The sequence below is a fragment of the Actinomadura sp. RB99 genome (assembly GCF_014706005.1).
In the GTDB taxonomy this organism is placed as follows: domain Bacteria; phylum Actinomycetota; class Actinomycetes; order Streptosporangiales; family Streptosporangiaceae; genus Spirillospora.
The window spans coordinates 1-11265 of sequence record NZ_JABMCA010000140.1 but is presented as its reverse complement, the minus strand read 5'-3'; the positions used below and the strand labels follow the sequence as shown (position 1 = coordinate 11265).

The 11265-nt window shown below is 76.6% G+C and carries 9 protein-coding genes and 1 pseudogene; 2 read left to right on the top strand and 8 right to left on the bottom strand.

Annotation, left to right across the window (positions count from 1 at the left end; genetic code table 11):
- Together amrb99_RS48610 and amrb99_RS48605 are read right to left on the bottom strand one after the other, a co-directional pair.
- Positions 1-605 (bottom strand): annotated as a pseudogene (locus tag amrb99_RS48610) (PucR family transcriptional regulator); the annotation flags it as partial.
- Positions 606-740: 135 nt separating this feature from the next.
- Entirely contained in the window at positions 741-1787 is a 1047-nt protein-coding gene (locus tag amrb99_RS48605) for a Ppx/GppA family phosphatase (RefSeq protein WP_241756656.1), read from the bottom strand.
- 110 nt (positions 1788-1897) lie between these two features.
- Here amrb99_RS48605 and amrb99_RS48600 point away from each other — a divergent pair, with 110 nt between their 5' ends.
- Positions 1898-3085 carry a zinc-dependent alcohol dehydrogenase gene (locus amrb99_RS48600; RefSeq protein ID WP_190868898.1) on the top strand — a complete coding sequence of 396 codons (1188 nt, stop codon included), beginning with the start codon at positions 1898-1900 and terminating at the stop codon, positions 3083-3085.
- Positions 3086-3136: 51 nt separating this feature from the next.
- Here amrb99_RS48600 and amrb99_RS48595 read toward each other — a convergent pair whose 3' ends face one another.
- Complete coding sequence (locus amrb99_RS48595; protein WP_347257193.1) at positions 3137-5512, bottom strand: MFS transporter; 2376 nt, start codon at positions 5510-5512, stop codon at positions 3137-3139.
- A 375-nt stretch (positions 5513-5887) separates the two neighbouring features.
- On the opposite strand from amrb99_RS48595, the gene amrb99_RS48590 reads away from it, so the two are divergent.
- Positions 5888-6274, top strand: a complete 387-nt coding sequence (locus tag amrb99_RS48590; RefSeq protein WP_190868896.1) for a nuclear transport factor 2 family protein — start codon at positions 5888-5890, stop codon at positions 6272-6274.
- Positions 6275-6311: 37 nt separating this feature from the next.
- On the opposite strand, the gene amrb99_RS48585 is transcribed toward amrb99_RS48590, so the two are convergent.
- The 5 genes from amrb99_RS48585 to amrb99_RS48565 form a co-directional block, all read right to left on the bottom strand.
- Positions 6312-7256: a hypothetical protein gene (locus amrb99_RS48585; RefSeq protein ID WP_190868895.1), complete on the bottom strand. Its 945-nt coding sequence runs from the start codon at positions 7254-7256 to the stop codon at positions 6312-6314.
- A gap of 14 nt (positions 7257-7270) precedes the next feature.
- Positions 7271-8464: a cytochrome P450 gene (locus amrb99_RS48580; protein WP_190868894.1), complete on the bottom strand. Its 1194-nt coding sequence runs from the start codon at positions 8462-8464 to the stop codon at positions 7271-7273.
- Positions 8465-8544: 80 nt separating this feature from the next.
- Positions 8545-9759, bottom strand: coding sequence for a helix-turn-helix domain-containing protein (locus amrb99_RS48575; RefSeq protein ID WP_190868893.1), 1215 nt, complete (start codon positions 9757-9759; stop codon positions 8545-8547).
- Positions 9760-9773: 14 nt separating this feature from the next.
- Positions 9774-10820, bottom strand: coding sequence for a polyprenyl synthetase family protein (locus amrb99_RS48570; RefSeq protein WP_190868892.1), 1047 nt, complete (start codon positions 10818-10820; stop codon positions 9774-9776).
- A gap of 45 nt (positions 10821-10865) precedes the next feature.
- On the bottom strand, positions 10866-11265 hold a 400-nt coding region (locus amrb99_RS48565; protein WP_241756655.1), incomplete at its 5' end, for a PEP-utilizing enzyme.

Here is an 11265-nt window from a genome sequence, read left to right as displayed (position 1 = left end):
CGCGGCACCGGCCACCGCGCCTCCTGCGCGAGGGCGGCGATGCGCCGCGGCTCGGTCCCGGGGCGGGCGAGCAGCGCGTCGAGGAGCGCGCGGCGGCGGCGCAGCAGCAGCGCCGCCGGGTCGCGCGCCGCCTCGGCGCGGCCCTGCGCGACGGCGGCCGTCAGCCGGTTCAGGAAGGGGAAGAGCGCGGAGACGACCTGCCCGTACAGGCCGGGCGGCACCTCGGCGTCCAGCCCGTCGGCGACCCGGGACAGGTGCCGGACGGCGACGCGGGTCGCGACGTTCGCCGCGTTCTGCAGGGCGCTCGCGGCGCGGCCCTCCTGCACCTCGGCGGCGCCGACCCGGCGGAAGAAGGCGAGGAGGTCCTCCGGCGGCGGGCCGGGCCGCTCGACGAGGCCGGCGAACGCGCCGATCGCGCATCCGGCGGCGAACTCCAGCGCGTCCCGGCAGGCGGGGGCGGCGTACTCGGGGACCTCGCGCCGCACCTCCTCGACGGTCTCCGCGACGATCGCGGGGACGGCGTCGCGCAGCGCGCCGCCGAGGACGCGCCGCACGCGGGCGTCGCGGCCGAGGTCCGGTTCGACGGCGTTGCCGGGAGCCCTCATCGCACACGCTCCTCCCGAGATGCCCTGCCGGGCACCGTATCGCCGATCTATGTACCGCAAATTAACGGAACAAGCGTGTACGGCTCATTCGAGTGCTGTCAAGACACACGGACCACAGATGTACGTCCCGCATGTTCACGGGACGATGGCCTCGCAGCTCCCGAACGACGGTCCGGCCGGGCGCCCGGCGGCCAGCGCGTCGAGGCGCTCCAGGAAGAGGCCCTCGCGCAGCGCCCACGGGCACACGTCCAGCCCGTCGAGCCCGAGGACGTCCATGACCGCCTCGGCGACGATCGCGCCGGCCAGGATCTGGTGCGCCCGCGACGCCTTCACCCCGCGCAGCCTCGCGCGCTCCTCGTCGGGCAGCTTCGCCAGCGTCGGGATCCAGCCGTGCAGGTCCGCGCGTTCGAGGCGGCGCGGCGCGTACGGCCCGGCCTTGGCCTTCGGCGCGCCGCACAGCCGGGCCAGCTGGGTGAACGTCTTGGACGTCGCGACCGCCCGGACCGGCGCGGGCCGTTCGACGATCTCGGTCGTCGCCTCCTTCAGCACGGACCGCACGTGCGCGCGCAGCGCCTTGCGGGTGCGCTTGCGGACCGGCGGCCGGCCCTGCAGGTGGTGCCGGGTGAGCCGGCCCGCGCCGAGCGGGAGCGAGAGCGCGATCTCGGGCCCGTCCCCCGCCCCGTAGGCCAGTTCGAGGGACCCGCCGCCGATGTCGGCGAGCAGCAGTGGCCCCGCCGACCAGCCGTACCAGCGCCGCACGGCCAGGAACGTCAGCCGCGCCTCCTGCTCGCCGGACAGGAACCCGAGCGTGACACCGGTCGCCGCGCGGACCTCGGCGGTGACGTCGTCGCGGTTGGCGGCGTCGCGCAGCGCGGACGTGGCGAGCGGCAGCAGCTCCCCCACCCCGGCGGCGGACGCGGCGGCGGACGCCTCCCGGACCGCGCCGATCAGCCGCCCGACGGCGGGGCGCCCGATCACGCCGTGCCGGTCGGTGGACTCGGCCAGCCGCACGGCGCTCTTCACCGACCGCACGGGCGCGGGGGCCTCTCCGGGGCTGAGATCGGCGATGCGCAGGTGGGCCGAGTTGGAGCCGATGTCGAGGACGCCCAGGCGCAGTCGGCCGCCCTGGGCGGTATCGGTGTCGGTGTCACTGTCGCCGGCGCTGTCCGCGAGGGGGTTCATGGACTTGGATTACCCGCGTTTTACCCGTCCAGTCAGGGGCGCCCTGCCGCCCGCGTTTCACGCCGGTGCGCCGGGTAGTTGCCGCCCTAGACCCGCTCTAGGAGGAACACATGAAGGCCCTCACCTGGCACGGCAAGCGCGACGTCCGCGTCGAGGACGTCCCCGACCCGACGATCAAGGAACCGGACGACGCGGTCATCCGGGTCACCTCGTCCGGCATCTGCGGTTCGGACCTGCACCTGTACGAGGTGCTGGGGCCGTTCATGAGCGAGGGGGACGTGCTGGGCCACGAGCCGATGGGGATCGTCGAGGAGACCGGCCCGGACGTGAAGCACGTCAAGCCGGGCGACCGGGTGGTCATCCCGTTCAACATCTCCTGCGGCCGCTGCCACATGTGCGAGCTGGAGCTGTTCGCGCAGTGCGAGACGACGCAGGTCCGCGAGAGCAACATGGGCGCGGCGCTGTTCGGCTACACGCGGCTGTACGGGCAGGTCCCGGGCGGGCAGGCGGAGTACCTGCGGGTGCCGCAGGCGCACTTCGGCCCGATCAAGGTGCCGGAGGGGCCGCCGGACGAGCGGTTCGTCTACCTGTCGGACGTGCTGCCGACGGCGTGGCAGGCGGTGCAGTGGGCGGAGATCCCCGAGGGCGGCTCGGTGACGGTGCTCGGGCTCGGCCCGATCGGCCAGATGTCGGCGCGGATCGCCCGCCATCTCGGCCACCGGGTCATCGGCGTCGACCTCGTCCCGGAGCGGCTGGAGATGGCCCGCCGGCACGGGATCGAGGTGATCGACGCCGACGCCGCCGACGACGTGCCGGACGCGGTCCGGCAGATCACCGGAGGGCGCGGCACCGACTCGGTGATCGACGCGGTCGGGATGGAGGCGCACGGCTCGCCGGGCGCGAAGCTGGCCCAGACGCTGACCGGGCTGATGCCGGGCAACAGCGCCGCGCCGCTGATGCAGCGGGTCGGCGTGGACCGGCTCGCGGCGTTCCTGACGGCGATCGAGGTGGTGCGCCGGGGCGGGACGATCTCGCTGAGCGGCGTGTACGGCGGCATGACCGACCCGCTGCCGATGCTGCAGATGTTCGACAAGGGCATCGCGCTGCGGATGGGGCAGGCGCACGTCAAGCGCTGGATCGACGACCTCATGCCCCTGGTCACCGACGACGCCGACCCGCTCGGCGTCATGGACCTCGCCACCCACCGCGTGCCGCTGGAGAAGGCGCCGGAGGCGTACGAGATGTTCCAGAAGAAGCAGGACGGCGCCATCAAGGTGCTGGTGCAGCCCGGCGCCTGACGCGCCGGGCCGCACCCGCCCCGCGAGCGGCCGCCCGCCCCCCGCGGGCGGCTACTCGCCCCGGCGGTGGGTGAGCGCGATGTCGAGGTCGTCGCGCCCGGCGCCGGACAGGTCGAGCGGCACCGCGACCGGCGGGTACCCGGACGCGACGACGGTGTAGTCCTCGGGGGCGAGGCCCTCGAACGCGTAGGCGCCGTCCGGGCCGGTGCGTGCGGTGGCGACGACGTTCCCGGCCTGGTCGACCAGCGACACGTGCGCGTCGCCGAGCGCCTCGCCGCCGCGGCCGCGGATCGTGCCGCGCAGCGCGGGTCCGGCGGGCAGCTCGATCTCCACCGGAGCCGGATCGCCGCCCTCGACCCGCACGGGGCGGGCGGCGGGCCTGCGCCCGGCCGCGCTCACCGTCAGCGTGTAGCCGCCGGGCGCGAGGTCGGCCAGCGCGAACGCGCCGTCCGCTCCGGTGGTGGCGGAGGCGACGACCTCGCCGCGCTGGTCGGTGGCGACCGCGACGGCCCCGGCGACGGGCGCGCCCGCCTCGTCGCGGACCGTGCCGGCCACGCCGCCGATGCCGCCCAGCACGAGGTCGGCGGCGGCGGGGCCGTCGAGCACGGCGACGGTGGCGGCCTCGGGCTGGTGGCCCGGCGCCGACCCGACGAGCACGTAGCCGCCGGGCGCGGGCGCGGCGACCGCGTACCGGCCGTCGTCACCGGTGGCGACCACGCCGAGCTGGCGGCCGCTCGCGTCGATCAGGGTGACGGTGGCGCCGGAGAGCGGCGTCCCGTCGGGGCGCAGCACCCGTCCGCGCACCGCCGGACCCTCGCCAGCAGGGGACGGCTCGGCCGCGGCGGGCGTCTCGCTCCCGGCGGACGGCACGGCCGGGCTCTCCACCGGACCCGCGGCCGCGGCCGGAACCTCGGCCGCGGCGGGCGCGGGCGCCTGGGCCGGGCGCCCGGCGTGCCGCACCGCGCGGCGGCCGGACGGCAGGAACGCCGCGAGCAGGACGCCGACCGCGATGGCGCCGGTCGCGATGGCGAACGAGATCCGGAAGCCGGTCATGTCCGGCACCTCGGCGCCGCCGAAGTGGAGCGTGTTGCGGGCGAGGACGGTGCCGAGGAGCGCGCTGGACACCGAGGTGCCGATGGAGCGCATCAGCGTGTTCACGCCGTTGGCCGCCCCGCTCTCGGACGGGTCGACGGCGCCGAGGATGAGCGTGGGGAGCGCCGAGTAGGCGAGCCCGATGCCGGCGCCGACGATCGTGGAGATCAGCGCGACCTGCCACACCGCGCCCATCAGGCCCTGTGCCGCGCCGTAGCCGCCGCCGATCACGATCATGCCGAGGATGAGCGAGGTCTTGGCGCCGAACGCGGCCGAGACGCGCGCCGACAGCGGCGAGACCAGCATCATCGCGATGCCCATCGGGGCCACGGTGAGCCCGGCGACCAGCAGCGACTGCCCGAGGCCGTACCCGGTCGCCTTCGGCAGCTCCAGCAGCTGCGGCAGCACCAGCGACATGGCGTAGAACGAGACGCCGACGGTGATCGCGGCGAGGTTGGTGAGCAGCACCTGGCGGCGCGCGGTGGTGCGCAGGTCGATCAGCGGGTCGCGCAGCCGCAGCTCCACCACGCCCCAGAGCACGAGGATCACGACGCCGGCCGCGCCGAGCCCGAGGGTGCGGGGGCTCGTCCAGCCCCAGTCGCCGCCCTTGGTGATCGGCAGCAGCACGGCCAGGAGCCCGGCGGTGAGCCCGACCGTCCCGGCGATGTCGAAGCGTCCCTTCGCCCGCACCTTCGACTCGGGGACGGCGAACGCCACCAGCGCGAACGACACGGCGCCGAGCGCGGCGGCGCCGTAGAAGAGCATGTGCCAGCTGAAGTGCTGGGCGATGTAGGCCGCCACCGGAAGGCCGAGCGCGCCGCCGACGCCGATCGAGGAGCTCATCAGCGCCAGAGCCGAGCCGAGCCGCTCCCTGGGCAGCGAGTCGCGCATCAGGCCGATGCCGAGCGGGATCGCGCCCATCGCGAAGCCCTGGATCGCGCGGCCGGCGACGACCAGCAGCAGCTGCGAGCTGACCGCCGCGACCAGCGAGCCGACGACGACGGTGCCGATGCTGACGAGCGTCATCCGCTTCTTGCCGTACAGGTCGCCGAGCCGTCCCATGATCGGGGTGGCGACGGCGCCGGACAGCAGCGTGGCGGTCATCGCCCACGTCGCGTTCGACAGCGAGGTGTGCAGCAGCTGCGGCAGCTGCCCGATGACCGGGATCAGCAGGGTCTGCATGACCGCGACGACGATGCCGGCGAACGCCAGGACGGCGATCAGCAGGCCGGACCCGCGCTCGGCGGGCAGGCCGAGGTCGGGTTCGCGGCCGGCGGCCGCGGTGCCGGCGGGAGCGGCCGTGCGCGGGTGCTGGGCGGTGGCGGGCTGGGACACGCTGGTACGCCTCCGGGAGGATGGATCGGTCCGTGCGGCGGGGTGGGCGCCGCGCTCCGGGCGGCGGCGCACCCCGTGATCAAGACGATGAGGGGCCGGTTTCATTCCCGTACGGGGAACCGCGACGGAGAATGAGACCAGCATCACTCTCCGCGAAGAATGAAATTTACCGATAGAGGCGGAGGGATGAGAAAAAGGAGTCACGTCGGTCAGGTCGGCGTGCCCCCCGCCACGCCCGCCGGACGGAGATCACATTAGGCTCGGCGGGACGGCGGCCGGCGCGCCGGCGGCACGAGCACCGACGAGCACCGGCGACGGTACGGACGACGAGCACCGACCCGAGCAGGGACGAGACCCGGCATGGAGGCAGGCCCGATGCACCCTTTCCGCGCGGCCATCGAGACGGGCGACCTCGACGCCCTGCCCGACCTGCTGGCCGAGGACGTGCGGTTCCTCAGCCCGGTGGCGTTCGCGCCCTATGACGGCCGCCCGGTGGTGTCGGCGATCCTGCGCGCCGTCACCCGCGTGTTCACCGACTTCCGCTACGTCCGGGAGATCAGCGACGGGCGGGACCACGCGCTGGTGTTCAAGGCGCGGGTCGGCGACCGCGAGGTGCACGGCTGCGACTTCCTGCACCACGACGACTCCGGGCTGATCGACGAGTTCTGCGTCATGGTGCGTCCGCTGTCGGGGGCGAAGGCGCTGTCGGAGGCGATGGCGGTGCAGTTCGAGGCCGTCAAGCGGGAGATGGGCCTCGCCTGACGAGCCCGCACGACGGCTCGCGCCTCCTCCGGCCGCGTCATCTCGCGAGGCCCAGCGCGGCGTACCCGGCGAAGGCGAGCAGCAGGTGGAGCGCGGGCGCGGCCGGCGGCCACCGGGTCCGGCCGCGCAGGAACCGGTACCCGGCCACGGCCGGGACGGCGAGCGGCAGGACGGCGGCGGGCGTCCACGCGGGCGGCGCCTCCGACCGCGCCGCGAGGAGGGCGGCCGACAGCGCGGGCGCGGCGAGCGCCAGCGCGGCGGTTCCCCGGAGCCCGAGCGCGGCGGCGTACGTCCGCTCCCCCGGCCGCGGCGTCCGGGTCAGGTTCTTCGCCAGCTCGGCGTGCCCGGCCGCGAGGACGGCCACGGTGACGGCGACGAGTCCGGGCCGTCCGGCGCGGTGCCCGGCCTCGTGCAGGTACCCGGCGTACAGGTAGGCGTGCAGCAGGACGGGCGCCGGCAGGCTGACCAGCAGGTTCACCAACAGCCGATCGCCGGAGGGCCGTCCCGACCGGCAGTGCGCGGCGACCACGATGACCCCATAGCCCAGTTGAACGCCCAGGACCGCGACCTGCCACGGCCGCACCGCGTTCAGCGCCAGGACGGCCAGTGACCCGACGGCGTACAGGACGCCGAGGTCGCGGACCCGGACGGCCCCTGACGCCAGGGGCCGTCCGGGGTTGAAGCGCCGGTCGTAGCCGAGGTCGCGGACGTCGTCCAGCGCCCGCATCAGCAGCAGGTCGGCGAACACCGTGACCGCGGCGACCGCCGTCCCCGCGCCGGGCCGCCACCGCGTGACGAGCGGGTCGAGCGCGGCGAACAGCCCCGTGACGCCGTACGCCCAGGCGGCCGCGAACACCAGCGACGGGACCGGCGTGTAGCTTCCGGAGACGTACCGTCCGACGCGCCGGCACCAACCGGCCACCGCACCGGCCCGGCCCCCGCTCGACACCCCGCTCCCGCTCGACACCCCGCTCCCGGTCAACGCCGCGCTCCCGGTCAACGCCGCGGGCGCCAGGTCACGGGCAGCTCCCAGACGCCGCGCACGAACATCCGGTCGCGCCAGCGCAGCCGCGCCGGGTCGATCGCCAGATCGAGGCCGTCCAGGCGGCGGAGCAGCGCGGCGAGGGCGACCTGGAGCACCATCCGGGCGTGCGGCGCGCCGAGGCACAGGTGGCGGCCGTGCCCGAAGCCGAGGTGCGGGTTGGGCGAGCGGTCCGGGCGGAACGCGTCGGCGTCGGCGAACGCGTCCGCGTCGCGGTTGGCGGCGTCGGTCAGCGGGACGACGACGTCACCGCGCCGCACCTCCGTCCTGCCCAGGCGCGTACCGGCGAGCACGACGTGCGGCCTGCCGCCGGTGCCGCCGAACCACACCCAGCGCAGGAACTCCTCGACCGCCGCCGGGATGCGGGACGGGTCGGCGCGCAGCGACGCGGCCACGTCCGGCCGCGCGATCAGCTCCAGGACGCAGGCGGCGAGGAAGTTGGACGTGGTCTCGCCGCCGGCCATGAACAGCCCGAGCCCGAAGACGGTGATCTCCTCGGCGGTGAGCCGCTGCCCGGGGTCCGCCAGCAGTTCGGTGAGCAGGTCGGAGCCGGGGTCCCCGGCGGCGATCCCGGCGCGGCGCGCGTCGAGAAGGGCGGAGAAGTAGCCGAACATGCCCGCGCGCGCGGCCTCGACCTCCCCTGCGGGGACGTGTCCCGCCGACATCAGCGCGCTGACCCACGGCAGCAGCCTCCCGAGGCCGGCGGCCGGGACGCCGAGCATGTCGCGAATGAGTGCGTACGGGAGCGGCGTGGCGAAGCGGGCGAGGAGGTCGGCGGGCGGCCCGGCGGCCTCCAGGCCGTCCAGCAGCCGTTCGGCGGCGGCCTCCGCGCGCGGGCGGTCCGCCTCGGCGCGGCGGGCGGTGAAACGGCCCTGGACGGCCCGGCGGCGGCGGGTGTGGGTCGGCGGGTCGGAGGCGACGAGGGCCAGGGACGGGGCGTCGCGGGCGAAGAGGGTGCCCCCGGTCCACGCCTCGCGGCCGAAGCCGTCGCCGGCCAGGACGGCGCGGACGTTGGCGTGCCGGGTGACGAGCAGCGCGTCGTGGCCGCCGGGCAGCCGGACGGGCGCCATCGGGCGCTCGCGCAGCCGGCGCAGGTGGCCGCCGTCCAGCGGGACGCCGGGACGGTGCGGCAGGGGGAAGTCCAACATCGCTCTCCGAGCGGGGGTCCGGTCGGGCATTTCGGGCGGGTCTCCGGTCAGGGTGCGCGGGCGGGGCGTCCGCGGAGGCGTCAGGCGCTCAGCGGCGGCGGCAGCGACGCCTCCTCGGCCCGGCGGCCGTCGCGTTCGAGCCCGGCGAGCCGCGCCGAGGTGAGCGCGGCGCGGAACAGCTGGATGCCGCGCGCGGAGCTCGGGTCGATGCCGGACAGGTCCCGGATCCGGTCCAGCCGGTAGTGCAGCGTCCGGCGGTGGATCCACAGCTCCCGGGCGGCGCGCTCGCGGTCGAGGTTGCAGGCGAGCAGCACCTCCAGGGTCCGGCGCAGGTCGGTGCCGGCGTCCAGCGGGGACAGCACCGCGGCGAGCCGCTCGCGGATGCCGGGCTGGCCGAGGATCGCCAGCTCGACGAGCAGCTCGTCGGCGCGGTAGGGGCGGTCCTCGGCGTCCGGGATCGCCTTGACGACCGTCAGCACCCGGGACGCCTCCTCCAGCGCGTCGGGGATCCCGCCGAGACCGCTCCGGCAGGACGCGGCGGCGTGCACCGGCCCCCGCGTCCAGGTGGCGAGGACGGCCACGAACTCGGCGGCCGCCACCTCGGCCCGCTCCGGGTCCCCCGCCGGGAACAGCGCGACCAGCTCGGCGAGGTCGCCGGAGTGGAGCACGCCGTCGATCGCCTCCAGGTGCTCGCGGGCCCGCGCCCAGTGCGCGGCGGCGGCCGCGCCGAGGCCGGGCGCCTCGCACCGCAGCACCAGGTAGCGGGGCGCGAGCGCGACCCCGGCGGCCTCCGCGATGACCTCGGCGGGCGCGCCGTCGATCAGCGTCTCGGCGAGCAGCCGGCGCAGCGGCCGGGACCGGGCGCCCTCGCGCGGCGCGTCCGCGTACCCCTGGATGCACGCCTCCCGGGCCCGTCCCGCGAGCCGCGCGGCGCGGCCCGTCGCCTCGGCCAGCTCGGTGAAGCGGCCCGCGGGCGCCGCCGCCCAGCAGGCCCGCGCCGCCGCGACGAGCGCGGCGTCCCACACCTCCGACAGCACCGGCAGCGGGATGCCCTGCCGCGCCGCCATCGCCCCGAGGTCGCGGAACCGGGCGAGGTCGTCGGCGGGCAGCGGGCCGCCCGCCGCGACGAGCGCGAGCAGCCGCGCGGCGGTCTCCTCCCGGCCGCCGAACAGCGGCCCGGCGGTGCGCCGGATCGGCTGGTGCGCCGGGTGGCCGCCGAGCGCCTCGCCGATCGCCGCGGCGACCCGCGGGCCCTGCGCCGCGAGGAAGTCCGGCGGTCCGCCGGCCGAAGTCATGCGGGGTCCTCCTCTCAGGCCACGGCCAGCCGCAGTCCGGGCAGGTGCCCGGCCGTCTCGTCGACCAGGTCGTGCAGCTCGCGGACGTGCGCGGGGTCCCCGCCGAGAAGGCCGAGCAGGTCGTGCGCGTGCCCGACGAGCGGCGCGACGGACGCGGCGTAGCCGTCCAGGACGTCCTCGTCGAGCATCCAGGCGGTCAGCTCGGCGCGGGCGCACGCCGAGTGGCGGGCGCCGGCGTGCAGCGCGAGGGCCTCGCGCCGCCGCGCGGCCGGCAGCGCGGACAGCAGGTGCGCGAGCAGGTACGTGGCGGTGCCGTTGGCGAGGTCCTCGTGCCGCCCCGACGCCAGGTCGCGCTGGTCGTTGACGAGCTGGCGGAGGACGCCGAGCCGGCGGCCGAACGCGCGCCAGCCGCCGGCCCGGCCGGGTCCCGCACCGGCGAGCCGGGCCGCGGACGCCGCCGCCATCGCGTACGGCGCGCCGGTCTTGCCCGCGTAGGCGCGCAGCACCGACGCGGGCGTGGCGGCGGACGGTCGCTCGGTGAGGTCGCGCAACTGCCCGTCCACCGCGTCGAGCCAGGCGCGCGACACCTCGTCGGCGAGCCCGCAGCGGACGGCGTCGGGCACCGGCAGGCCGGCGACGAGCCGGGCGGGCAGCTGGCCGCCGACCGCCAGCGCCGTCAGCACCCGCTTGGCGACCGCGGTATCGCCGGCCGCCGGGGCGCCGGGCGCGTCGGTGAGGTCGTCCAGGTAGCGGGCGGCGGCCCACCACAGCAGGTGGACGACGGCGAGCGGCCGGGCGGGCGCCGGGTCGCCGGTCTCCGCGCCGTGGACGAGCATCGGCAGCGCGACCATCCCCCGCATCCCGGGGCGCGAGCCCTTGGCACGGACGACCTCGAAGAAGTCCACCAGGAACTCCGCCATCGCGCCGCCGACCATCTCGCGGCCCTCGTCCAGGCCCATCGCCAGGCCCTCGGCGAGCCGCTCGCACAGCCGGCCGATCTCCGCCTCGACCTCGGCGGCCGCCCGCTCCTGCGCGGCCTGGCCGAACGCTCCTTCTTCCACGTGCCGACTCCTCCTTCTTCGCGGGGTTCTCGGGCGGTGCCGGGGTCAGCCGGCGGCGGCGCCCGCCGGGGCGCCGAGGACGCGGACCGTGCCGGACCGCCCGTCCAGCTCGATCCAGGCGCCGTCGGGGATGCGAGCGACGGCGCCGCCGACCGCGACCGCGGTCGGCACGCCGAGCAGCCGTCCCGTGACGGCGGTGTGCGAGAGCAGGGTGCCGCGCTCGACGACCAGCCCGGACGCGGCGATCATCAGGGAGAGCCAGCCGGGGTCGGTCTCGCGGGCGACGAGGATGCGGCCCGCGCAGTCGCCGGGCGGGACGCGCGGGTCCAGCACGATCTTGGCGCGGCCGCGGACCGTCCCGCCGCCGGACCCGAGCCCGCGCAGCATGCCGTCCGCGCCGGCGTCGCCGGCCGGGCCGAGCGGGCGGGCGTGCCGCAGCGCGGCG